We start from the raw sequence: 25,661 nt of genomic DNA, 5'->3' as shown, positions 1-25,661 counted from the left end.
GCGGCGTCCAGAATGTCCGTCCACCGCACCGCCTTCCTGTTTCACCGCCGGCCCGCGCCGGCCCGGAGCCCCTCACCGATGAAGTCCCCCGCCCGCCTCGCCGCCGTGCTCGCCGCCGGCCTCACCCTGACGCTCGGCCTGGCCGTCGCGCAGACCGGCCCGGCGCCGAACAACCAGCCGCCGCCGGCGATCGACGAGCTGCCGATCCCGCCGCCGCCCACCGTGGACGCCAAGGCCTGGATCCTGATCGACTACGCCAGCGGCAACGTGCTGGCGGGCCAGAACTACGACACGCCGGTCGAGCCGGCGAGCATCACCAAGGTGATGACGAGCTACGTCGTGGCCGCCGAACTCAAGGCCGGCAAGGTCAAGCGCGACGACCCGGTCATGATGACCGAGAACGCGTGGCGCAAGGGCGGCGCCGGCACCGAGGGCTCGTACTCGGGCTTCGAGGTCAACAAGACCGCGCCGCTGATCGAGATGGAAAAGGGCATGGTCGTGCAGTCGGGCAACGACGCCGCCATCGCGCTGGCCGAGCACATCGCCGGCAGCGAGGACGCGTTCGCCGCGCTGATGAACCAGTACGCCAAGCGCATCGGCCTGAAGAAGACGCACTGGATGAACCCGGACGGCCTGCCGGCCGACGGCCACATCACCACCGCGCACGACCTCGCGCTGCTCGGCCGCGCGCTGATCCACGACTTCCCGGAGTCGTACTCGCTCAACAAGATCAAGGAATACACGGTCGGCCCGATCACGCAGACCAACCGCAACCGGCTGCTGTGGCGCGATCCGTCGGTCGACGGCATCAAGACCGGCCACACCGCAAGCGCCGGCTACTGCCTGATGGCCTCCGCCCAGCGCGGCGACCAGCGCCTGATCTCCGTGGTGATGGGCGAGCCGACCGAGCCCAAGCGCGTCGACGACAGCCAGGCGCTGCTGAACTGGGGCTTCCGCTTCTTCGAGACGCACAAGCTCTACGACGCGGCCAAGCCGATCTCCACGCAGAAGGTCTGGAAGGGCCAGCAGAACGTCGTCCGCCTCGGCCTGTCCGAGCCGATGCTGGTGACGCTGCCGCGCGGCCGCTACCAGCAGCTCAAGCCGGTGATGGACGTGCCGAAGTCGCTGGTCGCGCCCATCAAGAAGGGCCAGCAGATCGGCACCGTGCGCGTGATGCTCGGCGGCAAGGTGCTGGCGCAGCGGCCGCTGGTGGCGCTCGACGCCGTCGAGGAGGCCGGCTTCTTCAAGCGCCTCTGGCATGAGCTGCTGATGTGGTGGAATTCCTGATTCCCCTGCGTCACCGAGGGATCGAAGAAGCCGGCCGCGTGCCGGCTTTTTCTTGCCCGGGCCCCATGACGTGCGACCGATGAACGGCACCTTCACGGCCGCTATGCTTGCCCGCAGCACAGCCACAGGAACCCCGCCGCCATGACAGTCCGGACCGTCCCCTTCCTCCTCGCCGCCCTCGTTTCCGCCGCGTGCCTGCCGGCGACCGCCGCGAGCATCGACGAGACCCGCCAGCAACAGGCCGCGCAGATCCCGACCTGCGCGCGACCGCTGGGCACGCTCTCGGTGCTCGAGCCCGAAGCCGGCACGAACTGGTGGTCGGGGCAGCAGCTGCCCGCGCCGAGCAAGCTGATCAAGCTCTTCGTGAGCCGCTCGCGCTGCTTCACGCTGGTCGATCGCGGGGCCGGCATGGATGCCGCGATGCGCGAGCGGGAACTCGCGTCGGGCGGCGAACTGCGCGGCCGCTCGAACATCGGCAAGGGGCAGATCAAGGCGGCCGACTACGTGATGGTCCCCGACCTCGTGGCCGCCAACAGCAACGCAAGCGGCAACAACGTCGGCGGCCTGCTGGGCGGCCTCGTCGGCGGCCGCGCGGGCGCGGTGATCGGCGGCCTGAACTTCAAGAGCAAGACCGCGAACGTCGTGCTGACGGTGACCGACGTGCGCTCCTCCGAGCAGGTCGCGATGGCCGAGGGCAACGCGAAGAAGACCGACATCGGCTGGGGCGCCAGCGCGGGCCTGTTCGGCGGCAGCGTGCTCGGTGCGAATGCCGGCGGCTATGCCAACACCGAGATCGGCCAGGTGATCACGCTGGCCTACCTGAAGGCGTACACCGATATCGTCGCCCAGCTGGGCGGGCTGCCGACGAACGCGAGCGCCGCCAATGCGACGCAGGCGGTGACGGTGGCGAAGCCGGCGCGGCTGTTCTCCAGCGCGGACGGAAAGGGCAAGGTCGTGCGCCCGCTCGACGTCGGCATGATGCTGTACCCCACCGGCGAGAAGCAGGGCGTCATGTGGCAGGTCGAGGACGAGTTCGGCAACAAGGGCTGGGTTTCGTCGACGCTGCTCGAGCTGTCCCGATAGCCGGCCCGCGCGCCGCGCCGACGGCCGCCTTCGGGCGGCCGTCATCGTTTGCGGCCCCGCATTGGGTCGCGGCGCTGCCGTCCCCATAATCGGGGCATGGACATCCATTCCGACAATCCCGCGCACGGGTACCAATTCCCCGGCGAATTCGAACTGTCCGCCATGGGCCCGGCCGAGGCCGGCCTGGAGACCGAGCTGCCCCGGCGGCTCGTCGAGGCGGGCATCGACGTGATCCACGAGGACATCAGCTGGAAGCCCTCGTCGAACGGCAAGTACGTCTCGGTGCGGATCCGCTTCCGCGCGCGCGACCGCGACGAGCACGAGCGCGCGCACCAGGCCCTGCGCGACCATCCGGACGTGAAGTGGACGCTGTGAGCGACTGCGCGGTCGCGATGCCGGCCGCAGCCGCCGGCGTGCCGACCGCCCTGGTGCGCGACCTCGGCCGTCAGCCCTACGAGCCGGTCTGGCGCGCGATGCAGGCGTTCACCGACGCGCGCGACGAGTCGACGCCCGACGAGCTCTGGCTGGTCGAGCACGATCCCGTGTTCACCCTCGGCCAGGCCGGCAAGCCCGAGCACGTGCTGATGCCGGGCGACATCCCGGTGATCCACGTCGACCGCGGCGGCCAGGTGACCTACCACGGCCCGGGCCAGATCGTGCTGTACCCGCTGCTCGACCTGCGCCGGCTCAAGGTCGGCGTGAAGGACTACGTCTGCAAGGTCGAGCAGGCCATGATCGACACGCTGGCCGACTGGAACATCCACGCGGCACGGCGCGAGGGCGCGCCCGGCGTTTACGTCGGCGACGCGAAGATCGGCGCGCTGGGCATCCGCGTGCGCCACGGCTGCACGTTCCACGGCCTCGCCTTCAACGTCGCGATGGACCTGTCGCCGTTCCACCGCATCAACCCGTGCGGCTATGCGGGCCTGGCGGTGACGAGCATGGCCGACCTCGGCGGGCCGTCCGGGCTCGACGCGGTGAAGGCGCGGCTGGTCGCGCACCTGTCGGCGCAGTTCGGGCTGTCCACCGCCACGGCGGCGCCCGTCCTTCCCGCCCGCATCTGATCCGCGCTACCCCTAGCGGCCGGCACCCGAGCGTTCCACGCCGCCGGGACCGGCGTTCCCGCGCCGTTTTGGCGTTGGCCGCCGCGGCGCGGGACAATAGCCCCCCGGCCGCGTGCCGGATCTTTCCCCTTCGGCCGCCGCCATGAACGAGTCCGCTCCGCGCAGCATCCCCCTCGCCGTCGTCGATGCCGGCGCGCCCGCGCCGCTGGCCGAGGGCGTGAAGCAGCTGGGCGGCGACAAGATCGCGCGCAGCCCGGTGAAGTTCGAGGACGCCCCGGTGCTGCGCAAGCCGTCGTGGATCCGCGTGCGGATCCCGTCCGGCAACGCGGTGGCGAACCTCAAGGCGAAGCTGCGCGAGAACCGCCTCGTCACCGTCTGCGAGGAAGCCAGCTGCCCGAACATCCACGAGTGCTTCGGCCACGGCACCGCCACCTTCATGATCCTCGGCGAGGTCTGCACGCGCCGCTGCAGCTTCTGCGACGTCGCCCACGGCCGGCCGAAGCCGCCGGGTGCCGGCGAGCCGCTCAAGCTCGCGCAGACCGTGGCGGACATGGGCCTGCGCTACGTCGTGGTGACCAGCGTCGACCGCGACGACCTGCGCGACGGCGGTGCCCAACACTTCGTCGACTGCATCGCGGCAATCCGCGAGCATTCGCCGCGCACCAAGATCGAAGTCCTGACGCCGGATTTCCGCGGCAAGGGCCGCATGGACCGCGCGCTGGAGATACTCGCGACGAATCCGCCGGACGTGTTCAACCACAACATCGAGACGGTGCCGGACCTGTATCCGAACGTGCGCCCCGGCGCGGATTACCAGTGGTCGCTGACGCTGCTGCAGCGCTTCAAGGCGCAGCACCCGGACGTGGCGACGAAGTCCGGCGTGATGCTGGGCCTCGGCGAAACCATGGCGCAGGTGCAGGACACGCTGCGCGACCTGCGCGCGCACGACGTCGACATGGTGACGATCGGCCAGTACCTGCAGCCGACGCCGCACCACCATCCGGTGATGAAGTACTGGACGCCCGACGAGTTCAAGCAGCTGGAAGACTTCGGCTACGCGCTGGGCTTCTCGCACGTGGCCTCCGGCCCGCTGGTGCGCTCGTCCTATCACGCCGACCGCTCGGCGAAGGAAGCCGGCGTCGTCGAGACCGCCTGAGGCCGGCGGCCCGCACGCGGTACGCAGCGTCGCTCAGCCTGCACATCGTCTACGCGGCCGGCCGGCGCATAGTGGGGCCGAGGCCGCTGCCGCCGCTGGGTGACGACGTCCGCAATCCGGGCTGAACCGCGGGCGACGGCGCGCGCGATCGGGTTGCGCTTCGCCGGCCATCGCGTTCAGATGCGGAAAGCCCGTGCAACTTTCGGCACTGGGCCGCTGTCTCATCCGACTCCACCGTGGTACTCCCGGCGATTGGCCGGACCTGATCGGCGGCCCCACCGCCCGGATCCGATGAAGCTCAAGACTCCCCTGCTCGCCCTCCTGCTCGCCGCCCCGCTCGCGCTGCTCGCGCGGACCGACGGCGCGATCCCCAATGCCCCGACGCAGGACCAGGCCACGGCCGCCAAGCTGGTCTACGGCCTGCTGTCCGACAGCCGCTACGCCTACCGCCCGCGGGCGCTGGACGACGCGCTCAGCGCGGACATCTACAAGCGCTACCTCGAGGCGCTCGACCCGAACAAGCAGTTCTTCACCGCGCAGGACGTCACGAAGTTCGACGCGTACAAGACCCGGCTCGACGACGCGATCAAGAGTGGCGACCTCAGCCCGGCCTACGCGATCTTCGCCGCCTACCGCGAGCGCGCGCTGTCGCGTGCGCAGTACGCGCGCGACCTGCTCAAGCAGGACAACTTCGACTTCAGCACCAAGGACAGCTTCCGCTTCGACCGCAAGGACGTGCCGTGGGAGGCCGACGAGGCCGCGCTCAACACGGTGTGGAAGGAATCGGTGCGCAACGACTGGCTGCGCCTGAAGCTGGCCGGCAAGCAGCCCGACGAGATCCGCAAGACGCTGGACAAGCGCTACGCCAACCTCGTGCAGAGCATCGGCGAGCTCAAGGGCGAGGACGTGTTCCAGTCCTTCCTCAACTCGTATGCGAACGCGGTCGATCCGCATACCGACTACTTCACCCCGCGCACGGCCGACAACTTCAACCTCACGATGTCCAACACGCTGGAGGGCATCGGCGCCGTGCTGCAGAAGCAGGACGACGTGGTCGCCATCCGCGAGATCGTCGCCGGCGGCCCGGCCTCGAAGACCGGCAAGGTCAAGCCGGGCGACCGCGTGATGGCGGTCGGCCAGGGCAGCAGCGGACCGATGGAAGACGTGGTCGGCTGGCGCATCGACGACGTCGTCGCGAAGATCCGCGGCACCAAGGGCACCACGGTGCGGCTGGACATCGTGCCGGCGGAATCGCCGCTCGACGCCAAGCCGGTGCGCGTGAACATCGTGCGCGACCGCGTGCGCCTCGAGGACCAGGCCGCGAAGGCGGAGACCATCGACGTGCCGGCCACGAACGGCAAGCCCGCGCAGAAGATCGGCGTGATCAAGCTGCCGGCGTTCTACCAGGACTTCGACGCGCGCCGTCGCGGCGACAAGGACTTCGCTTCCGCCACGCGCGACGTGGCGAAGCTGCTGGGGACCCTGCGCGAGCAGAAGGTCGACGGCGTCGTGCTCGACCTGCGCAACAACGGCGGCGGCTCGCTCGACGAAGCGATCGAGCTCACCGGCCTGTTCATCGACGAAGGCCCGGTGGTGCAGGTGCGCGAGTCCGGCGGCCGCGTCACCGTCAACGGCGACGACGACAAGCAGATCGCGTGGGAGGGCCCGCTCGCGGTGCTGATCAACCGCGGCTCGGCGTCGGCGTCGGAGATCTTCGCCGGCGCGATCCAGGACTACGGCCGCGGCCTCGTCATCGGCGAGACCACGTTCGGCAAGGGCACCGTGCAGACGCTGCTCGACCTCGACCGCTGGCCGGCCAACGAAGCCGCGCGCTTCGGCCAGGTCAAGCTCACCGTGCAGCAGTTCTTCCGCGTGAGCGGCAGCTCGACGCAGCACAAGGGCGTGGTGCCGGACATCGCGTTCCCGGCCTCCGTCGACGCCAGCGAGTTCGGCGAGAGCACCTACGACAACGCCCTGCCGTGGGCGCGCATCGCCGCCGTCCCGCACACCGCCTACGGCGACTTCCGCCCGATCCTCACCACGCTCGAGCAGCGTCACGCGCAGCGCATCGCGAAGGATCCGGAGTTCCAGTGGTGGCAGCAGGACGTCGAGCAGTTCCGCAAGGAACGCGCCGACAAGTCGATCTCGCTCAACGAGGCCGACCGCCGCGCCGAGCGCGACCGCGAGGACGCCAAGCGCAAGCAGCGCCAGGCCGAGCGCGCCAAGCTCGGGCTCGCGCTGGATCCGCTGGCGGACGACGACGACGACGGCCTGCAGGCCAGCGAGCGCGACATCGCCAAGGACGCGCAGCGCGACAAGCTCGCCGAGAAGCGCCCGGATCCGCTGCTGCGCGAGGCGGCGACGATCCTCGGCGACGCGGTGGGCCTGCTCAATGCCGACCGCCAGCTCTCGGCCAAGGTGCTGCCGACCGCGCGCAGCCCCGGCCACTGGGCCGACTGAGCACGCATCGCAAGGAACGGATAGCGGGCGCCTTCGGGCGCCCGTTATTTTTGGGGCCATGAACGACGCCGCCACCAAGCTCGACCGCGCCCGCCGCCTGCTCGACGAGGGCGAGCCCGGGCTGCGCGAGCTGGCCGACGCGATCGGCTGGAGCCCGGCGCACCTGCAGCGGCGCTTCACCGCGCACTTCGGCCTCAGTCCGGCGGACTACCTCGCCCAGCGCAAGCTCGGCCGCCTGAAGCAGGCGCTGCGCGGCGGCGCCGACGTCACGACCGCGGTCTACGAGGCGGGCTACGGCTCACCGTCGCGCGTGTACGAGGCGGGCGCCGCGCGCCTGGGCATGGCGCCGTCGCGCTACCGCCACGGCGGCGCCGGCGAGGCGGTGCGCTGGTCGGTGATCGACACCGCCCTCGGGCGCGCGCTGGTCGCCGCGACCGAACGCGGCCTGTGCGCGATCGAACTCGGCGACGACGAGGCGCTGCTCGAGTCGCGCCTGCGACGCGAATTTCCGCGTGCGTCGCTGGAACGCGTCGACGAGGGCCGCGACGAGTTCCTCGCGCCGCGCCTGCGCGCGGTCGCCGATGCGCTGGCCGGCCGCGTGGCGGAGGTCGAACTCGATCTGGTCGGCACGGCCTTCCAGACGCGGGTCTGGAATGCGCTGATGCGGATTCCCAGGGGCGAGACGCGCAGCTACGCGGGCCTGGCGGACGAACTGGGCGCGCCGCGCGGCGCGCGCGCCGTGGCCCGTGCCTGCGCCGGCAACCGGCTGGCGGTGGTGGTGCCCTGCCACCGCGTGGTGCGCGGTGACGGCTCGCTCGGCGGTTACCGCTGGGGGCTGCCGCTCAAGCAGGCGCTGCTCGCCCGCGAGCGCGGCTGAACCGGGCGACCGGCGTCGCCGCGGCGGCGTGCCGCGCGTCGCGGCTCGGTCGGTGCCGCGCCGGGTTCGCGGCGGATGAGCGCCCGCACGAGCGACTCGCTCGACGGGTCCTCGCACACATGCTCGGCGGCCGTGGCGAGCAGGTCGCGGCAGGCGGACAGCGCGCGCTCGGCCTCCACCATCACCTCGGCGGCGGCCTGCGGGTCGTCCCGCACCAGCCGGCGGCCCATCGACGCGGCCACGCTGGCCGTGCTGACGACGTTGCGCAGCTCGTGCAGCCATCGCGCATGCGAACGGGCGTCGCCGAGCGAGCGGATCGGAGTGGCCATCACGGAAACGCTTCCCCGCCGGCGGTGCCGGCTTCACGCAGTGTCGACACACACCCTACCGATCGCACCCGCTGCCGCTCAACACGCGGACGGGCTACGGCCGTTAACGCAGCTGAAGCCTGCGCGCCGCGGATCCGACGCGTGGCCGAGCTCGCTGCCCCGCGCCGACGTGACCCGCCCGCGCGTCGCCGCGTCCCAGTCGCTACGCTGTGCGACCCGCCGCCCGCGGCCCTGACCGGAATCCCGATGAGCACCGCCGCCGTCCCGCGCGCGCCGTCCCCGCTTGCCGTCGCCTCGGCGCTCGGCTCGCTCTATGTGCTGTGGGGCTCGACCTACCTTGCGATCCGCTTCGCGCTGCAGGGCTGGCCGCCGTTCTTCCTCGGCGCCGCGCGCATGTCGATCGCGGGTGCGTTGATGTTCGTGGTGCTGCGCCTGCGCGGCGCGACGCCACCGACCGCGAAACAGTGGCGCACGCTCGTCGTGCTCTCGCTCTTCATGGTGCTGCTGTCGAACGGGCTGGTGAACCTCGCCGAGACGCAGGTGGGTTCCGGCCTCGCCGCGATCGCGGTGGCCTCGATGCCGCTGTTCGCGGGCGTGTTCGCGATGCTGCGCGGCCGGCATCCGTCGCGCGTGGAATGGGTCGGCCTGGTGGTCGGCTTCCTCGGCGTGGTCTGGCTCAACGCAGGCAGCGAGTTGCGCGGATCGACGCTCGGCCTGGTCTGCCTGACCATCGCGCCGATCGCCTGGGCCTGGGGCTCGATCTGGAGCCGCGACCAGGACCTGCCCGAGCCCTTCATGTCCGCCAGCGGACAGATGCTGGTCGGCAGCCTGTGGATGCTGCTCGCCGGCGTGCTGCACGGCGAGCGCTTCGCCGCCGTGCCGAGCCTGTCGTCGACGATGGCGATGCTCTACCTCGTCGTCGCCGGCAGCATCTTCGGCTTCACCGCGTACATCTGGCTGCTGCACCACGTGCGCCCCGCGCTCGCGACCAGCTATGCCTACGTCAATCCGCCGCTGGCGGTGGTCTTCGGCGCGTTGCTCGGCGGCGAACACTTCACCGCGCAGACGGTGGGTGCGATGGCGGTGATCCTCGCCGGCGTGGTGGTGATCACGCTGGCGAAGGCGCGCGGCGCGAAACCGGCGGAAACGCCGGCGGCCGCTGCTCCGAGCGAACCGCCGGCGTAATCCCGATCACTGCGCGCGTAGCGCGTCGGTCACTTCCATCCGCGCGGCACGCAGCGCGGGAAACAGGCCGCCGACCAGGCCGATGCCCAGCGCCCACTTCACGCCGGTCCATAGCAGCTCCGGCGAAACGCGGAACTGGAACACGACCTGGCTGAAGTTGTTGCCCAGCGTCGACACCGAGTGGCCGTTGAACAGCAGCCATGCGATCGCCGCGCCGATCGCGCCGCCGATCAGCGCGAGCAGCATCGTCTCCAGCATCACCGCGGTGACCACCGGCAGGCCGCGGAAGCCGAGCGCACGCAGGGTAGCGATCTCGCGGGCGCGGCCCGCCACCGCGGCGTACATCGAGTTGAGCGCGCCGAACGCCGCACCGAGTGCCATGATCGCGCCGATCACGCGGCCCAGGATGCTGAGGACCGTCGACAGGCGCTCGGACTGCTTGGCGTAGTAGTCGTGCGTGGTGAGCACGTCGAGCTTGAGCCGCGGGTCGCCGGCGAGCGCGGCCTTCAGGCGCTTGAAGCCGGTCTTCCCGTCGAGCTTCACGGTCACCGACTGGTAGGCCTGGCGCTGGTACGCCGGCCCGAGCACGTCGACGTCGGCCCACAGTTCGGAGTCGTGCGAGTCGCCCGACCGGAACACGCCGACCACGGTCCACATCTGGTTGGCGAGCTTCAGCGTGCGCCCGACCTCCAGCCCGCGGAACTGCGTCTGCGCGCCGCGGCCGACGACGATCTCGCGCAGGCCCGGGGTGAACCGCCGACCTTCGACGATCTTCAGCTTCGGTCGCAGCGCCCAGGCCAACGGCCCGACGCCGCGGAACTGCACGTTCGCATCGGTGCCGTCGGCGCGCGTGGGCAGGTTCACCACCTGCGAGAGCTCGGCCGACACCAGCGCGCGCCCGTCGGGACCGCGCGCGATGCCGTCGAGCGATTCGAGCAGCGGCACCTGGTCGCGCGTGATCACCGAGTTGGTCTCGGCCTGAGAGCCGCCACGCAACACGATCGCGGTGTCGTTGCCGCCGGTGCTGGCGAGCGTGGCGCGGAAGCCCTCGCCCATCGCGAGCATCGCCACGAGCACGCCCACCACGCCGGCGATGCCCACCACGACGACCGACGACGCGCCGAGCCGTTGCGGCAGCCCGGCGATGCCGACCTGCGTCGCCGCCAGTGCGAGCCGGCCACCGCGCGTGCCGAACAGCCAGCCGGCCATCAGCAGTGCCAGCGCGACCACCGCGAACCACGGCAGCACGCCCCACACCACCAGCATCGCGACGAGCAGCAGCCCGGTGCCGAGGTTTCCCAAGAATTTCCTGATGCGCATGGCGTTCTCCTCAGCGGCCCGCGAGGGCATCGACGATGTTCAGGCGCATGCCGCGCAGCGCGGGCAGCAGCCCGGCGAGCACGCCGAACGCGAGCATCAGCAGCAGGCCGGCGATCCAGCTCTCCGGCGGCAGGCTCGACGGCAGCTGGATGAAGCCCCCGCTGCCGCGCGTCACCACCTTCATCGCCAGCGGCGCGAACGACAGGCCGAGCAGCGCGCCCAGCGAGACCAGCAGGATCGATTCGCCGAGCACGAGTCCGAGCACGCTGCGATCGCTGAAGCCGATCGTCTTGAGCACCGCGAGCTCCGGAATGCGCTCCCGCACGGCCTGCGCCATCGTGTTGCCGGTGAGCAGCAGCAGGGTGAAGAACACCGCGCCCATGATCGCGGTGACGATCAGGCCGATGTCGCCGATCTGCTTGGCGAACGACTGGTTGAACGCTTCCTCCGTCTGCGTCTTGGTCTCGTGGTCGGAGTTCGCGCTGAGCGCATCGATCGACGTCGACACGCGGTTCGCCGCACCGGCGCTCGAGAGCTGCACGACGTACCAGCCGACGCGTCCCTTGACGTAGTCGTTGGCCTCGTCGAAGTAGTTCCAGTGGAAGAACAGCACCTGCTCCTGGCCCTTCAGCTTCTCGTCCTCGACGCGGAAGATGCCGTCGAGCTTCAGCGGCCAGTCGTTGCTGCCCTTGGTCGGGAAGATGGTCGCCTGCAGCGGGATCGTGTCGCCGACCTTCCAGCCGAACTTCTTCGCCAGCGCCTCGCCGACGATCGCGCCTTGGCGATCGGCCTCCCAGGCGCGCCGCTGCGCCGGCGGCAGCTGGAACTCCGGATAGAGGTCGAGATAACCCGGCCCCACCGAGAAGTTCGGGAAGAAATTCTTGGGATCGCGGTAGATGCCGCCGAACCACGCGGCGTACGACGACTTGCGAACGCCGGGGATCGACGCGATCTGCGAATCCAGGCTGTAGGGCAGCATCTGCGTGATCGACAGGCGCGAGGCCACGACCATGCGGTTCGCGCCGGTGACGCTTCCGGCCGAATTGAAGGCCACGCGTACCGAGTCGAGCATGCCGAACAGGAAGAAGGCGACGAAGACCGACAGCAGCGTGAGCAGCGTACGCGTGCGGCTGCGGAACAGCGAAGCCCAGATGAGGTGCAGGTATTTCATGACGACCTCTCCAATGCGGACGGCGACGCGGTCGCGCGTCCGGCCGTGATCAATGCGCGAGCGCCGGCTCGTCCACCAGCACGCCCTTGTCGAGGTGCACGGTGCGACGCGCGTGGTCGGCGGCCTTGGGATCGTGCGTGACCATCACGATCGTCTTGCCGTGCTCGCGGTTGAGCGTCTGCAGCAGCGAGAGGATCTCCTCGGCGGACTGGCGGTCGAGGTCGCCGGTCGGTTCATCGCAGATCAGCAGCTTGGGATCGGACACGATCGCCCGCGCGATCGCCACGCGCTGCTGCTGGCCGCCCGACAGCTCGTTCGGCTTGTGCTTGGCGCGGTCCGCCAGCCCGACGAGCTGCAGCGCGATCGCCGCGTTGCGCGCGCGCTGCGCGCCGTTGAGGCGCGTGAGCAGCAGCGGCAGCTCCACGTTCTTCTGCGCGGTGAGCGTGGGCATCAGGTTGTAGAACTGGAACACGAAGCCGACGTTGTTGCTGCGCCAGGTCGACAGCTGCCCGGCGCGCAGCGTGTCGATACGCTGCCCGTCGATGTCGATCTCGCCGCCGCTGGGCGTATCGAGGCCGCCGATGAGGTTGAGCAGCGTCGTCTTGCCCGAGCCCGATGGCCCCATCAGCGCGACGAAGTCGCCTTCGGGGATGTCGAGGTCGATGCCATGCAGCACTTCGACGCGTTCGGCACCGCGCTGGTACGTCTTGCGCAGGCCACGGATGCTGACGAGAGGGTTCATATGACGACTCCTGTCGGAACTGACGGAGGAACGGCGCGTCGCGCCGGGAAGGTTCAGGCGGTGCCGGTCGCAGCGACGGCGGCGCGGTCGCGCAGCAGGATCAGGATGGCGAACGCCGCCTCGATCGCGGCGCCGGCGGCCGCGCCGGCATACGGCGGCAGCCGCAGGTAGCCCGCCAGCAGCCCCGCCGCGAGCAGCGCGAACCCGCAGGCGCGGTAGACGCGCAGGCCGTACAGCGTCTCGAACACGAGATAGCGGCTGCCGATCACCAGCAGCATCGCCGCGAAGAACCATTCGGCGTGCAGCCGCGACGCGGCGTACGCGAGCGGGAGGCTCGCAATCATCCAGATGGTCGACGCACCAGCGAGCCAGGCGAGCGGGTTATCGCGACGGTGCATGCCCGAACGGCCCGCCAGCTTCGCGAACAGCATGCCGAGCGGATGGATGAACATGCCGCCAATCAGCAGCGTCCAGATCGCGTGCTGCGCATCGCCGCGCATCGCGACCAGCGCGGCCGCGGTCCACACCAGCGACGAGGCGAGCATGCCCGCGCCGCCGCCACAGTAGGCACGCCGCATGTCGGCCTGCATCGCATCCAGATCCATGTTCATGCCGCGCTCTCCGTGTTGCGGGGGAATGGAACCGGGCGGTTACTCCGCGCCGGCGTTGTCTTTGGCGATGCGCACGCGCGCACCGTCGGCGAGATCGGCCGGCGGATCGAGCACGACGCGCTCGCCGCCGGACAGGCCCGAGAGCACCTCGCGGTCGTCGCCGAGCGTGCGGCCGAGCTTCAGCGTGCGGCGCGCGACCGTGGCCTTGGCGTCGTCGCCCTCGGCGACGTACGCGACCGCCGAATCGCCCGCATCAACGACCGCCGCCGACGGCACGAGCACCGTCGCGCGCGGCGCGGCCTTCGGTGCCTCGCGCTCGAGGAAGCTCACGCGCACGCCCATGTCCGGCACGATGCGCGCGTCGCGCTGGCCCAAGCCCACGCGCACCTTCACCGTCGCCTTGCCGCGATCGGCCGTCGGGATGATCGCGATGACCTCGCCGGGAATCTTCCAGTCCGGATACGCATTGAGCGTCGACACCACCGGCATGCCCGGCTTGACGCGGCCGATGTAGGCCTCGCCGACGTCGACCTCGACTTCCAGCGAGTCCATGTCGACGATCGTGCCGATGCCGGTACGGGTGAATCCGCCGCCGGCCGACAGCGGCGAGACGATCTCGCCCGGCTGCGCGGCCTTGGCGATGACGACGCCGGCGAACGGTGCGCGCACCACGGTGTTGTCCACGCCCTGCTGCGCGATGCGCAGGCCCGCGCTCGACACGCTGGTATTGCGCTGCGCGGTCGCGAGCTGTGCGCGCAGGGCGTCGCGCTGCGCGATGGCCTGGTCGTACTGCGCCTTCGACACCAGTTGCTGACGCACCAGCGACGACAGCCGCGCGGCGTTCGCCTCGGCCTCGCGCAGCTGCGCCTGCACGCTGGCGATCTGGCTGCGCGCGGCGGCCACCTGCGAGGCGGCGAGCGCGCGCTGCGCGTCGGCATCGATCGGATCGAGCGTGGCCATCACGTAGCCGGCGTCGACATGCTGGCCTTCCTCGATCAGCACCTCGCGCACCTTGCCCGTCACCTTCGACGACACGGTGGCCATGCGCCGCGCGACGACGTAGCCCGTGGCATCGAGCACCGCGGCGCCCGTGCCCGGCGCCACCGCAGTGACCTCGGCCACGCGCACCTCGGGGCCACCACCGCCGCGCGTGAGCAGCCACGCCGCGCCGCCGCCGATCGCCAGCACGCCGATCGCGATGCCGATCCACAGGCCACGGCGGCCGGTCGGCGGCGGCGGTGCGCTGCGGTCGATGCGGAGTTCCTTCAGCAGGTCGGCGGACGTGTTCATCGCATTCCAGTACGACGGTGGGATGTCGCCAGCATGACCGTCCGGGGGGTGCCGGTCGACGGGCTGCTGCGACGTGGCGGCAGGTTAGACCCGGGCCCCGCCGGCGTCACCTGACGTCTGTCATGCGGAATGCCTGACAGCCGCGACTGCCGCGCGAGCCGCGTGGCGCGCATCGTGGCGCCACGTTCCCTCGGAGAGGCGTCATGGGTTCCACGATCACGATGTCCCCGCTGGCCCGGCTGGCCGGCGCACGCAAGCGCTACGGTGCGGTCGTCGCGCTGGACGGGCTGGACCTGGAGGTCCGCGGCGGCGAGGTGCTCGCACTGCTCGGCCCGAACGGCGCCGGCAAGTCGACGTCCATCGCGCTGATGCTCGGGCTCGCGACCGCCGACGAAGGCCGCGTGCAGCTGTTCGACCGCGACCCGCGCGAGCTCGATGCGCGCGCCGGCATCGGCGTGATGCTGCAGACGGCGGGCATCCCCGAGACGCTCAAGGTGCGCGAACTCATCGAGGTCACGCGCAGCTACTACGCGAACCCACGCAGCATCGCCGACTGCGTCGCGCTGGCCGGCCTGGACGGCCTGCTCGAGCGCCGCTACGGGCGACTGTCGGGCGGGCAGCAGCGCCGTGTGCAGTTCGCGATGGCGGTCTGCGGCCGGCCGCGCCTGCTGTTCCTCGACGAGCCCACCACTGGGCTCGACATCGACGCGCGCCAGAGGCTGTGGGCGGCGATCCGCGAGCTGGTCGCCGATGGCGTGGGCGTGGTGCTGACGACGCATTACCTGGAAGAAGCCGAGGCGCTCGCCGATCGCGTGGTGGTGGTCAACGGTGGCCGCGTGGTCGCGCAGGGCAGCGTCGCGCAGATCCGCGCGCGCGTTTCGCAGCGACGCGTGCGTTGCCGGTCGCGACTGGAGGCGGCGCGCGTGGCCGCGTGGCCGGGCGTGCAGTCCGCCGTGCACGACGGCGAGCGGCTGGAGGTCTGCGCCGAGGCCGTGGAAGCCGTCGTGTACCGCCTGCTCACCGAGGATCCGACGCTGTCGGACCTCGAGATCATCCGCGCCGGCCTCGCCGACGCCTTCGTCGAAATCACCAAGGAGGCCGCATGAACGCCGTCGCCCTGCCCGCCCGCGCGAACCGCGCCCGCGCCTACTGGCTGGAAACCCGCAACGAATTCCTGCGCCTGCTGCGCTCGCCGTCGTTCGCGGTGCCCACGCTGGTGTTCCCGCCGATGTTCTACACGCTGTTCGCGATCCTGCTGAACCACAAGGGCGGGCCGCAGGTCGCCACGCACCTGCTGGCCACGTACGGCGTGTTCGGCGTGATGGCGCCCGGCCTGTTCGGCTTCGGCGTGGCGATCGCGATGGACCGCGAGCGCGGTTTTCTGGCGCTCAAGCGCGCGCAGCCGGTGCCGGCCGGCGCGGTACTGCTCTCTCGCATGGCGATGGCGATGGTGTTCGCCGTCGTGATCTCGCTGCTGCTGATGGTGATCGGCATGACGCTCGGCCACGTGTCGCTCTCGCCCGCGCAGGCGGTGACGCTCGTGCTCGTCGACATGCTGGGCGTGCTGCCGTTCTGCGCGATCGGCCTGTACGTGGGCAGCATCGCCAGCGGCCAGGGCGCGCCGGCGATCATCAACATGATCTACCTGCCGATGGCCTTCCTCGCCGGGCTCTGGATGCCGCTCTCCATGCTGCCGCCGATCATCGCGAAGCTCGCGCCGCTGTGGCCGGCGCACCACCTGGCGCAGATCGCGCTGTCGGTCGTCGGCTCGACCAGCGACGGCCGCACCGGGCTGCACGTCGCGGTGCTGGCGGTGTACGGCGTCGCCTTCGGCCTGGCCGCACGCCGACGGCTGGCGCGCGGCTGAGGCCGCTGCGGCATCATGGCGGCGAACCCGAGGCCTCTTGCCATGACTCCGAACGCGCGCGTCGATGCCGGCCGGCCGCCCCTGCTGCGGCTGATGGAACCGGGCACCGGCTGGCTGAGCTGGCTCAACCTCGTGTGGTCGATCTGGATCTTCCTGGTGCCGCTGATGGACCGGAAGGCCTTTCCGCATTGGCTCGCCCCCACACTGGCGAGCTACGCGGTCTTCCTGCTGCTGTTCCACCGCGTGCATTACGGCGACCGGCGCTGGGTGCCGTGGGGCGCATTGGCGATGGCGCTGCTCGGCTTCGCGATCACGCCGCTCAATCCGGGCGCGCAGGGCTACGTCATCTACGCCTGCGCCTACGTGCCGTTCTGCCTGGTGCCGCGCCGCGCGATCGTGATGATGTGCGCCCTGCTCGCCCTGTACTCCGCGTACTGGCTGTGGCTCGGCTTTCCATGGCTGTTCGTGCTCAACGCGGTGATCGTCGGCCTCGTGGTGGGCCTGATGAACGTGCATTACATCCGTCGCAGGCAGGCCGACACCGCGCTCAAGCTCAGCCACGACGAGGTGCGCCGCCTCGCCGCCCTCGCCGAGCGCGAGCGCATCGGCCGCGATCTGCACGATCTGCTCGGCCATACGCTGTCGCTGGTCGCGCTGAAGTCCGAGCTCGCCGGCAAGCTGGTCGAGCGCGATCCCGCCGCGGCACGGCGCGAGCTCGACGAGGTCAGCCGCGTCGCGCGCGAGGCGCTGACTCAGGTGCGCAGCGCGGTCACGGGCATCCGCGCGGCCGGCCTGGGCGCCGAGCTGGCGTCGGCGCGGCTGCTGCTGGAGGCCGATGCGGTGGAGCTGCAGTACGCGCTCGCGCCGGTCACGCTGCCGCCGGAGATCGAGACCGTGCTCGCGCTCACCGTGCGCGAGGCGGTGACCAACATCCAGCGCCATGCGCGTGCGCGGCATGCCGAGGTCACGCTCTCGTCGACACCGCGCGAGGTGAAGCTCTGCATCGCCGACGACGGCCGCGGCGGCGCGATCGCGCCGGGCAACGGGTTGTCGGGCATGCGCGAGCGCCTGGAAGCGCTGGGCGGCAAGCTGCGCATCGAATCCTCCGCGGCCGGCACCCGGCTCGAGGCCTGCGTGCCGCTGCCGAAGGCCGCCGCGTCGCCGCCCGACGAAGGCCTTGGTGCCGCGGCCGCCTGACGTCGCGGGCCTGCTAGCCTTCGCGCGATGACGATGCGCGAGCGCTGCCGATGATCCGCGTGCTACTGGCCGAAGACCAGGCGATGGTGCGCGGCGCGCTCGCCGCCCTGCTCGCGCTGGAGCCCGACATCGAGGTCGTCGGCGCTGCGCCCGACGGCATCGCGGCCTGGCGCGAGGTCGAGCGCCTCAAGCCCGACGTGCTGGTCACCGACATCGAGATGCCGGGGCTGACGGGCCTCGAACTCGCGCAGCGCATCCGCCGCCACGAGCTGCCGGTGCGCATCGTCATCGCCACCACCTTCGCGCGCGCCGGCTTCCTGCGCCGTGCGCTCGACGCCGGCGTCGGCGGCTACGTGCTCAAGGACGCGCCGGCCGAGCAGCTCGCGAACGCGATCCGGCAGGTGCATCGCGGCGGCCGCGCGATCGATCCGCAGCTCGCGGTGGATGCGTGGTCGGAGGCCGACCCGCTCAACGACCGCGAGCGGCAGGTGCTGCGCCTGGCCGGCGAAGGCATGACCGGCAACGACATTGCCGCGCAGCTGCACCTCTCGGCCGGCACCGTGCGCAATTACCTGTCCGAGGCGATCGGCAAGCTCGGCGCGGCCAATCGCGTCGAGGCGTATCGACTAGCGCGGCAGAAGGGCTGGTTGTAGCGGCCGCGCGCGCTCGCGTCAGCAGACGCGCGGCGCTCAGGTCTTCGCGAAGTCCCGCAGCATCGCGTACACCGCGCGCAGGCCCTGCGCCTCGCCGCCGGCAGGGCGGCCCGGACGGTCGGCGTCGTTCCAGGCGTAGGTGTCCATGTGCAGCCACGGCTGGCCGGCGGGTACGAAGCGCTGCAGGTACAGCGCGGCGGTGATGCTGCCGGCCATGCGCGACGGGCCGCTGTTCGCGAAGTCCGCGATGCCGCTCGACAGGTAGCGCCAGTACGGCTGCCACAGCGGCATGCGCCACAGCGGATCGCGCGCCTCGTTCGACGCCTGCAGCAGCGCGTTCGCCTGGGCCTCGTCGTTGGCGTACAGCGCCGGCAGGTCGGGACCCAGCGCGATCCGCGCGGCGCCGGTGAGCGTGGCGAAGTCGATCAGCAGCGCGGGCGAGCCTTCGGCCGCGTGCACCAGCGCATCGCCGAGGATCAGCCGGCCTTCGGCATCGGTATTGTCGATCTCCACGTGCAGCCCGCTGCGCGTGGCGATGACCTCGCCGGGGCGCAGTGCATCCGGCCCGATCGCGTTCTCCACCGCGGGCACCAGCAGCGTGAGCCGCAGCGGCACGCGACGCGCCATGAGCAGTTCGGCCAGCGCGATCGCATGCGCGGCGCCGCCCATGTCCTTCTTCATATTGCGCATGCCTTCGCCGGCCTTGATGTTCAGGCCGCCGGTGTCGAAGCACACGCCCTTGCCGACGATGGCCACGTGCGGATGCGATGCATCGCCCCAGTCGAGCCGGATCAGCCGCGGCGCGCGGTGCGAGGCGCGGCCGACCGCGTGGATCGCCGGGAAGTTCTGCTCGACGAGGTCGTCGCCACTGACCACCTTGATGCGCGCGCCGTGCACCTCGCCGATCTCGCAGGCGGTGCGCTCGAGCTCGTCCGGCCCCATGTGCTGCGTCGGCGTGTTGACGAGGTCGCGCACGCGCACGATCGCCGCGAGCACGTCGCGCACCTCGTCGGGCAGCGTGTCGACGGCCAGGCGCGCCGGCGGGCGCGGCGCGGCGCGGTAGCGCGTGAAGCGGTAGCTGCCCAGGCCCCAGCCCAGCAGCAGGGCGTCGCGCGCGGGCTCGGGCATGTCGTGCGCGAGCGACCAGTCCCGCGCCGGCAGCGCGAGCGGCGCGTGCGCGTAGGCGAACGGATCCAGCGCGTCGCCGACGGCGAGCAGCGCGCCCGCCGGCTGGCCGTCGGCGCCGGGCAGCACGATGGCGGTACCCGGCGACGCGTCGAAGGCCTGCGCCTCGACCCAGCCACGCGCCGCGTCGGCCAGCGCCTCGCGCCATTGCGGCGCACGCGCGCGGTCGACCACGTGCAGCGGCAGCGCAGCCGTGGAAGCGGAGGCATCGACGAATCCGGTGGGCAGGTTCATGCGGTGGGGGTGTCCGTGGCGAGGTGCGCGTCGACCCAGTCGGCCAGCGCGGCGAGATCGGGAAGGTGCAGGTCGGGGCGGATGTCGTCGCGTGGCCAGCGCTCGCCGCGACGATCGATCCAGCAGGTGCGCAGGCCCGCGCGCGCGGCGCCGACGACGTCGGCCTCCACGTCGTCGCCCACGTGCAGCACGGCGGCCGGATCCACGCCGAGGCGCTCGCAGGCCTCGAGGTAGATGCTCGGCGTCGGCTTGGCCGCGCCGTGCTCGCGCGCGCCGAGCTGGAAGCGGAACAGCGGCATCAGCCCGATGCGGGTGAGGCAGGCATTGCCGTTGCTGACGGAGGCGAGCGGCAGGCGCGCGGCAAGGCGCTCCAGCGCGTCGACGGTATCGGGATAGTGTTCGACCTCGCAGCGCGCGGCGAAGTACGCCTCGAACGCGGGCTCCACGTGCGAGGCGGGCTCACCGGACAGCGCGAACATGCGCTCGAGCATGAGATGGCGTTGCGCGGTCATGTCGTGCGCCATCTCCGGGCGCTCGCGATCCACCTGCAACCGCAGCGCCTGCCGGCGCGGCAGCGGCCATTGCGTCGCCACCTGCGGCGTGTGCGCCGCGAGCCAGGCGTCGAGCGCGGCCTCGGCGCGATCGATGGCCGGCATGATCGGCCACAGCGTGTCGTCGAGATCGAGCGTGATGGCGCGGATTCGCGGAAGCATCGGTCGATTCTACCGGTCGCGCCGGTGGCGGCCCCTCACGGCCCGGGCGGCATGCGGGCCTCGAAACGCGCACCGCCGAGTTCGGCCGACGCCGACACGTGCAGCTCGCCGCGATAGGCGCGCACCAGGTCCTGCACGATCGCCAGACCGATGCCGTGGCCCTGCACGCGCTCGTCGCCGCGCACGCCGCGCTGCAGGATCAGCGCCACCTTGTCCGCCGGAATGCCCGGGCCGTCGTCGTCCACCGCGATCAGCAGGCCGGGGCGGCGGCCGTCGGCGCAGGCGATCGGCTTGACGGTGAGCAGCACGCGCGACTTTGCCCACTTGAACGCGTTTTCCAGCAGGTTGCCGAGCAGCTCCTGCAGGTCGCCGGCCTCGCCGTAGAACTGCATGTCCTCGTCCAGCTCGAACTCGCAGATCACGCCCTTGCCGGCGTAGACCTTTTCAAGGCTGGTGACGATCTGCTCGGCATGCGGCGCGATCGCGATCGGTTGCGCGAACAGCGCATGACCGCGGCTGGCGGCACGCGCGAGCTGGTAGGACACGATGTCGTTCATGCGCTGCACCTGCAGCCGCACCTCGTCGCGCAGCGATTCGGGCTGCGCGGTCTCGTCGTCGAGCTTGGAGCGGATCACCGCGAGCGGCGTCTTGAGCGAATGCGCGAGGTCGGCCAGCGTGTTGCGCTGGCGGTCGAGGTTCTCGCGCTCGCTCTCGATGAAGGCGTTGATCGAATCGGTGAGCGGTTCGAGCTCGCGCGGATGCTGCTCGCTCATGCGCGAGGCCTGACCGCGCTGCACGCGCTTGAGCTCGTCGATCACCTGCCGCATCGGCAGCAGGCTCCAGCGCAGGATCACGCCCTGCAGCAGCAACAGCAGCAGGCCCGCACCGCCGAGGTAGCGCCATAGCGCGGTGCGGAACACCGTCACCTGGTCGCGCAGCGCGTCGGTGTGCTCGTAGATGTAGATCGTGTACGGGAATTCCGCCGCCTTGTTGGTGTCGTCGCTCGACCAGATCAGGCCCATGCCGTAGCGGTAGACCTCGCCGGCGCGACCGTCGATCTCGTGCATCGCCAACGGACCCTCGAAGCGGCTCCGGCGCGCCGGCAGCAGCGGGGCGGGCGGCAGCCGCGGGCCCTGCGCCGATTCCGAATCCCAGTGGCCGTTCGGGAACACCACCTCGGCGTACAGGCCGCTGCCCGGGCGCTGGAAACGCGCATCGGGCGTGTTGAACACGACGAAGGTGCCGTCGCGCGCGAACTCGCCGTCGCGCGCCAGCGAAAGTGCGTAGCTCTGCAGGCGTTCGCGGAGGTGGTCGCGCGCGGTCCTGAGGAAGGCGCGATCGAGCGCATAGCCGGCCAGCGCGAGGAACGCGACGAGGAACAGGCTCGCCACCAGCAACTGGCGTGTCTGCAGCGAGCGCGGTTGGCCGATCCTCATCCGCCGATCATGCGCGATGCACGCGCGAGCGGCCACTGCAGGTCGCACCGCGTACAGCGCGAATTGCAGGAGGCGAAGGGAGCGTGCAGTCGTGGAAACCGCATGGGTTCAGCCGGACGGGAACGTCTGTCGCAGAGGACCGCAGACGGCCGCGCCGAAGGCCACGCGTGCGCGGGCCCGACGTCGGCGGGACAGGCTTATTCGCCGCTGCGCGGAATGGCGAAGCGATAGCCGCGGCCGCGCACGGTCTCGATCGGCTTGAGCTGGCCATCGGGATCGAGCTTCTTGCGCAGGCGACCGATGAACACTTCCAGCACGTTCGAATCGCGGTCGAAATCCTGCTGGTAGATGTGCTCGGTGAGGTCGGCCTTCGACACCAGCTCGCCGGCATGCATCATCAGGTACTCGAGCACCTTGTACTCGTAGCTGGTCAGGTCGACGTTGCTGCCGTTGACGTTGACCGTCTGCGCGGCGAGGTCGAGCACCACCGGGCCGCACTCGAGCTGCGGCTTGCTCCAGCCCGCGGCGCGGCGCACCAGCGCATTGATTCGGGCGAGCAGCTCCTCGACGTGGAACGGCTTGACCAGGTAGTCGTCGGCGCCCTGCTTCAGGCCCTCGACCTTGTCCTGCCAGCTCGACCGCGCGGTGAGGATGAGCACGGGGAATTTCTTGCCTTCCTGGCGCAGCGCACGGATGAGCTCCATGCCGGACATCTTCGGCAGGCCGAGGTCGATGATGCCGACGTCGAACGGGACCTCGCGGCCCATGTACAGCCCTTCCTCGCCATCCTGCGCCGCATCGACGGCGAAGCCCTCGCGCCGCAGGCGGGCAGCGAGGGTCTCGCGCAGGGGGGCTTCGTCTTCGACCAGCAGGATTCGCATTTTCCCAAGCTCCTAGGCAGCGCAGCGCTCGGCTCGGCTGGGGCCGGCCGGCTGTTCAGGTAGCTTAGCCATTGCCGCCGTCGTTGCGGCGTGTACGGCGGCCGCCGACGAGCGGCGGTCAGGAAACGGTCAGTCGTTGCCGCCGCGGGGCGGGTGACGCTGGGAATCCTCGGTGATCACGCGCACCCGGCCGGTCTGGTCCAGCACCTTGATGCGGTTCATGTCGCGGCCGTCGAAGGGCACGCGCTCGGCGCTGAGGATCTGCCCGCCCGTCGCACGCTCGACGCGCCGCACGGACTCGGCCAGCGAATGCTCGTCGGCCCGGCTCTCGTGGGTCATCACCGTGCGCGGCGCCTGCACGGGCGCGCCGCCCTTCCCACCGCCGGGCGGACCCGCAAGGGCGGCGCCGGTGACGAGCAACAGGGAAAGGGCAAGGAACGGACGACCAAAGGGCATGACGCGGCTCACTCGACGGCGACAGGGCACCGTGATGCGAAGGAATTCTTGGATCGAAGCGGTGAATCCGCTCTGAACTTTTGCTTCACACGCACGCATCCGTTCAGTCCTTCAGAAGATCTCGGCGACGCAGCAGCGCAGCGAACCACCGGCCGCTTCGATCGCGTCGAGGTCCACACTCTGCACCGAAAAGCCGGCCCGCGCGAGCCCGGCGCGCGTGCCTTCACGCAGGGCGGAAGCGGCGCGCGCGCTCATCCAGACACGCTGCGGATCGAGCGCGATCGAGTTGGCGACGAAGGCCGCGGCCTCCTCCGGCGACAGCGCGAACGCATGCGGCGCGTACAGCCGCGCGATCGCGTGCGCATCGTCGGCGTCGGCGAAACCGCCCGGCGCGTAGAGCATCGCGCGGCCGGCCAGCACCGCCAGCACCACGTTGGTGTGGTACTCGCCGGGCGCGAGGTCGAACACGAACGTCGCGCGCAGGCCGAATGCCTCGTGCATGCGCCGCGCGCCGTCCTCGTCGCAACGCTCCGACAGGCCGGCGAAGCCGAGCCCGCGCGCGCGATCGATCACCAGCGCGCCGGGGAGTTCGCAGGCATGGGCCTGCGTGGACAGGTCGACCGTCTCGTAGCCGAGCACGTCGCCGAAGAAGCCGCGGATGTCCGCGCGGCGGGTCTCGCGCTGGCGCACCTCGTGGCGCATGCGGCCGACGATGAGGCGACCCCGGCCGGCCACGCGCGCGGTGGCGAACGCGTTGTTGGGGAACGTCGCATCGGGCGTGGCTGCATCGCCGGGGAACGCGACGACGGGAAGACAGGTGGCGAGCGCGGCCTGCAGGCGGCGATGCGCGGCGAGCGCGGCGTCGGCGTCGTAGCCCGCGGCGTCGGCCATGTAGCGGTTGTCCTCGGCCGACTGCTCGGCGCGCGCGAAGCCTTCGGGCGTGACCAGGAACGCGCCGCGCGCGGTCGCCGGGCCGACGTCCGGCGCGCAGCGCATCGCGACCTCGAGGAAGCGCTCGCGGTCGCGCGTGATCATGCGGCGCCCTGCTCGGGCTGCGGCTGCGTGCAGGCCAGTGCGGTCTCGATCAGCGACACGTCCGCGCCCGGGCGGTGCGCGCCCTCGCTCAGCACCTGGCGGAACGCGCGGCCGCCGCGCTCGCCGAGGAACAGGCCGAGGATGTGGCGGGTGATGTGCTTGAGCGGCACGCCGCGGTCGAGCTGGCGCTGCACGTAGGGCAGGTAATCGCGCAGCAGCGCCTCGCGGGGGCGTTCGGGGCTGCCCGCCAGGCGCGCATCGAGCCGATGCAGCACGTAGGGGTCGTGATACGCCGCGCGGCCCAGCATCACGCCGTCCACGTGCGACAGGTGGGCCACGGCGGGCTCGATCGCGGCGATGCCGCCGTTGAGCAGCACCGTGAGCGACGGGCGCTCGGCCTTGAGCCGGTAGCCCCAGTCGTAGCGCAGCGGCGGGACCTCGCGGTTCTCCTTGGGCGACAACCCCTTCAGCCACGCGTTGCGCGCATGCACCACGAAGGTGGCGCAGCCCGCCGCGGCCACGGTGTCGATGAAGGCGAGGAAGGTGGCGAAGTCGTCGTCGTCGTCCACGCCGAGGCGGCACTTCACCGTCACCGGCACGTGCGGCCGCGTGCTGCCGCGCACCGCCTCGATCATCGCCGCGACGCAATCGGCCACCAGCGCCGGCTCGCGCATCAGGCAGGCGCCGAAGCGCCCGGCCTGCACGCGGTCGGACGGGCAGCCGCAGTTGAGGTTGATCTCGTCATAGCCCCAGTCCGCCCCGATGCGCGCGGCCTGCGCCAGCAGCGACGGCTCGCTGCCGCCCAGCTGCAGCGCCACGGGGTGCTCGCTGGCATCCATGGCCAGCAGCTTGGCGCGGTCGCCGTGGATCACGGCGTTGGCGTGCACCATCTCGGTGTAGAGCACCGCGCTGGGCGCAAGCACGCGGTGGAAGGCCCGACAGTGGGTGTCGGTCCAATCCATCATGGGGGCTACGGAGAGGGGCGCGGGAGGCGAACTATTCACCTCGCCATTGTAATTGGCGGCTTGCACGCACCGCCCGATGGCTTTGAAGGCGAAAAAAGCGGCACCGCTGGCGCTTTATTCGGCATCGATCCCACTTCACACGCCACGCGCGTCCCTGCCGCGCCGCTCTCGTGTCGCTTTGTGCGGCGCGTGTCCGGTTTCTTGCGGCACGCGTGCCACTTTTCCAGGCGCGCGCGCCCTCGAAAGGGGCATAGGTGGCGCTTCGAGCGCCTCACGTGGCGTAGAAAGCGCCACTACCACTCGTAAACAGCGCCTCGCGTGCCGCTTCAAGTGGCAGGTGCGTCGCTTTATGCGGCATCCATGGACTTTCGCCGATAAATAGCGCGCCTGTTTCGCTTACCGCAACCCGCCCGGCCTGCGGCAGTGGTACTGAACACCTGAGTTAAGCCGCGCCGCGAAGCGGC

25 protein-coding genes are annotated in these 25,661 nt (G+C 71.0%); 12 read left to right on the top strand and 13 right to left on the bottom strand.

Going from position 1 to position 25,661, the window contains the following annotated elements:
* Positions 1–78 precede the first annotated feature (78 nt).
* The 7 genes from E4F61_RS04985 (at position 79) to E4F61_RS04955 (ending at position 7,927) form a co-directional block, all read left to right on the top strand.
* A complete protein-coding gene (locus tag E4F61_RS04985; protein ID WP_133478569.1) occupies positions 79–1,287 on the top strand; it encodes a D-alanyl-D-alanine carboxypeptidase family protein in 1,209 nt (402 codons plus the stop codon).
* Between the two features lie 141 nt (positions 1,288–1,428).
* A complete protein-coding gene (locus E4F61_RS04980; protein WP_133478568.1) occupies positions 1,429–2,370 on the top strand; it encodes a CsgG/HfaB family protein in 942 nt (313 codons plus the stop codon).
* A 96-nt stretch (positions 2,371–2,466) separates the two neighbouring features.
* On the top strand, positions 2,467–2,745 hold the full coding sequence (locus tag E4F61_RS04975; protein ID WP_133478567.1) for a DUF493 family protein: 279 nt from the start codon (positions 2,467–2,469) through the stop codon (positions 2,743–2,745).
* 17 nt (positions 2,746–2,762) lie between these two features.
* Positions 2,763–3,434 (top strand): lipoyl(octanoyl) transferase LipB, encoded by a 672-nt coding sequence (lipB, locus tag E4F61_RS04970; protein ID WP_133478587.1) that lies wholly within the window; start codon positions 2,763–2,765, stop codon positions 3,432–3,434.
* Positions 3,435–3,576: 142 nt separating this feature from the next.
* A complete protein-coding gene (gene lipA, locus E4F61_RS04965; RefSeq protein ID WP_133478566.1) occupies positions 3,577–4,590 on the top strand; it encodes a lipoyl synthase in 1,014 nt (337 codons plus the stop codon).
* Positions 4,591–4,881: 291 nt separating this feature from the next.
* Positions 4,882–7,050 carry a carboxy terminal-processing peptidase gene (locus tag E4F61_RS04960; RefSeq protein ID WP_133478565.1) on the top strand — a complete coding sequence of 723 codons (2,169 nt, stop codon included), beginning with the start codon at positions 4,882–4,884 and terminating at the stop codon, positions 7,048–7,050.
* 58 nt (positions 7,051–7,108) lie between these two features.
* Complete coding sequence (locus tag E4F61_RS04955; RefSeq protein WP_133478564.1) at positions 7,109–7,927, top strand: methylated-DNA--[protein]-cysteine S-methyltransferase; 819 nt, start codon at positions 7,109–7,111, stop codon at positions 7,925–7,927.
* Here the strand turns inward: E4F61_RS04955 and E4F61_RS04950 are convergent.
* Positions 7,873–8,256, bottom strand: a complete 384-nt coding sequence (locus E4F61_RS04950; protein ID WP_133478563.1) for a hypothetical protein — start codon at positions 8,254–8,256, stop codon at positions 7,873–7,875. The genes E4F61_RS04955 and E4F61_RS04950 overlap by 55 nt on opposite strands.
* A gap of 246 nt (positions 8,257–8,502) precedes the next feature.
* On the opposite strand from E4F61_RS04950, the gene yedA reads away from it, so the two are divergent.
* Positions 8,503–9,441, top strand: coding sequence for a drug/metabolite exporter YedA (gene yedA, locus E4F61_RS04945; RefSeq protein WP_133478562.1), 939 nt, complete (start codon positions 8,503–8,505; stop codon positions 9,439–9,441).
* 6 nt (positions 9,442–9,447) lie between these two features.
* On the opposite strand, the gene E4F61_RS04940 is transcribed toward yedA, so the two are convergent.
* Genes E4F61_RS04940 through E4F61_RS04920 form a run of 5 tightly spaced genes read right to left on the bottom strand, consistent with a single transcriptional unit; the run spans position 9,448 to position 14,575 of the window.
* Positions 9,448–10,761 (bottom strand): ABC transporter permease, encoded by a 1,314-nt coding sequence (locus tag E4F61_RS04940; protein WP_133478561.1) that lies wholly within the window; start codon positions 10,759–10,761, stop codon positions 9,448–9,450.
* A 10-nt stretch (positions 10,762–10,771) separates the two neighbouring features.
* Positions 10,772–11,932 (bottom strand): ABC transporter permease, encoded by a 1,161-nt coding sequence (locus E4F61_RS04935; protein ID WP_133478560.1) that lies wholly within the window; start codon positions 11,930–11,932, stop codon positions 10,772–10,774.
* A 49-nt stretch (positions 11,933–11,981) separates the two neighbouring features.
* Positions 11,982–12,674 (bottom strand): ABC transporter ATP-binding protein, encoded by a 693-nt coding sequence (locus E4F61_RS04930; RefSeq protein ID WP_133478559.1) that lies wholly within the window; start codon positions 12,672–12,674, stop codon positions 11,982–11,984.
* 53 nt (positions 12,675–12,727) lie between these two features.
* Positions 12,728–13,285 carry a DUF7010 family protein gene (locus E4F61_RS04925; protein WP_133478558.1) on the bottom strand — a complete coding sequence of 186 codons (558 nt, stop codon included), beginning with the start codon at positions 13,283–13,285 and terminating at the stop codon, positions 12,728–12,730.
* A gap of 39 nt (positions 13,286–13,324) precedes the next feature.
* A complete protein-coding gene (locus E4F61_RS04920) occupies positions 13,325–14,575 on the bottom strand; it encodes an efflux RND transporter periplasmic adaptor subunit (protein ID WP_133478557.1) in 1,251 nt (416 codons plus the stop codon).
* A gap of 203 nt (positions 14,576–14,778) precedes the next feature.
* On the opposite strand from E4F61_RS04920, the gene E4F61_RS04915 reads away from it, so the two are divergent.
* The 4 genes from E4F61_RS04915 to E4F61_RS04900 are packed head-to-tail and all read left to right on the top strand — an operon-like array spanning position 14,779 to position 18,292.
* The gene (locus tag E4F61_RS04915; RefSeq protein WP_202908947.1) at positions 14,779–15,681 is read left to right on the top strand and encodes an ABC transporter ATP-binding protein; all 903 of its coding nucleotides are present in this window, start codon (positions 14,779–14,781) and stop codon (positions 15,679–15,681) included.
* Positions 15,678–16,442, top strand: a complete 765-nt coding sequence (locus E4F61_RS04910; RefSeq protein WP_133478556.1) for an ABC transporter permease — start codon at positions 15,678–15,680, stop codon at positions 16,440–16,442. The genes E4F61_RS04915 and E4F61_RS04910 overlap by 4 nt, the downstream gene beginning before the upstream one ends.
* A gap of 42 nt (positions 16,443–16,484) precedes the next feature.
* Positions 16,485–17,639: a sensor histidine kinase gene (locus E4F61_RS04905; RefSeq protein WP_202908946.1), complete on the top strand. Its 1,155-nt coding sequence runs from the start codon at positions 16,485–16,487 to the stop codon at positions 17,637–17,639.
* Positions 17,640–17,689: 50 nt separating this feature from the next.
* Positions 17,690–18,292, top strand: a complete 603-nt coding sequence (locus E4F61_RS04900; protein WP_133478555.1) for a response regulator transcription factor — start codon at positions 17,690–17,692, stop codon at positions 18,290–18,292.
* A gap of 36 nt (positions 18,293–18,328) precedes the next feature.
* On the opposite strand, the gene E4F61_RS04895 is transcribed toward E4F61_RS04900, so the two are convergent.
* From E4F61_RS04895 to dusA, 7 genes are all read right to left on the bottom strand, one after another.
* Complete coding sequence (locus E4F61_RS04895) at positions 18,329–19,711, bottom strand: leucyl aminopeptidase family protein (protein ID WP_133478554.1); 1,383 nt, start codon at positions 19,709–19,711, stop codon at positions 18,329–18,331.
* Positions 19,708–20,424, bottom strand: coding sequence for an HAD family hydrolase (locus E4F61_RS04890; RefSeq protein WP_133478553.1), 717 nt, complete (start codon positions 20,422–20,424; stop codon positions 19,708–19,710). Before E4F61_RS04890 ends, E4F61_RS04895 begins: the two co-directional genes overlap by 4 nt.
* 35 nt (positions 20,425–20,459) lie before the next feature.
* Positions 20,460–21,860 (bottom strand): ATP-binding protein, encoded by a 1,401-nt coding sequence (locus E4F61_RS04885; RefSeq protein ID WP_133478552.1) that lies wholly within the window; start codon positions 21,858–21,860, stop codon positions 20,460–20,462.
* Positions 21,861–22,057: 197 nt separating this feature from the next.
* Positions 22,058–22,741 carry a response regulator transcription factor gene (locus tag E4F61_RS04880; RefSeq protein WP_133478551.1) on the bottom strand — a complete coding sequence of 228 codons (684 nt, stop codon included), beginning with the start codon at positions 22,739–22,741 and terminating at the stop codon, positions 22,058–22,060.
* 129 nt (positions 22,742–22,870) lie between these two features.
* Positions 22,871–23,197: a hypothetical protein gene (locus E4F61_RS04875; RefSeq protein ID WP_133478550.1), complete on the bottom strand. Its 327-nt coding sequence runs from the start codon at positions 23,195–23,197 to the stop codon at positions 22,871–22,873.
* A gap of 111 nt (positions 23,198–23,308) precedes the next feature.
* Entirely contained in the window at positions 23,309–24,232 is a 924-nt protein-coding gene (locus E4F61_RS04870) for an arginine deiminase-related protein (protein ID WP_133478549.1), read from the bottom strand.
* A complete protein-coding gene (dusA, locus tag E4F61_RS04865; protein ID WP_274380527.1) occupies positions 24,229–25,236 on the bottom strand; it encodes a tRNA dihydrouridine(20/20a) synthase DusA in 1,008 nt (335 codons plus the stop codon). The genes E4F61_RS04870 and dusA overlap by 4 nt, the downstream gene beginning before the upstream one ends.
* Between the last annotated feature and the right edge of the window lie 425 nt (positions 25,237–25,661).

This window comes from Cognatilysobacter segetis, from assembly GCF_004359965.1.
Taxonomy (GTDB): Bacteria; Pseudomonadota; Gammaproteobacteria; order Xanthomonadales; family Xanthomonadaceae; genus Cognatilysobacter; species Cognatilysobacter segetis.
Note: the sequence above shows the minus strand (reverse complement) of the source record. Positions and strands in the feature narration are given on the sequence as shown.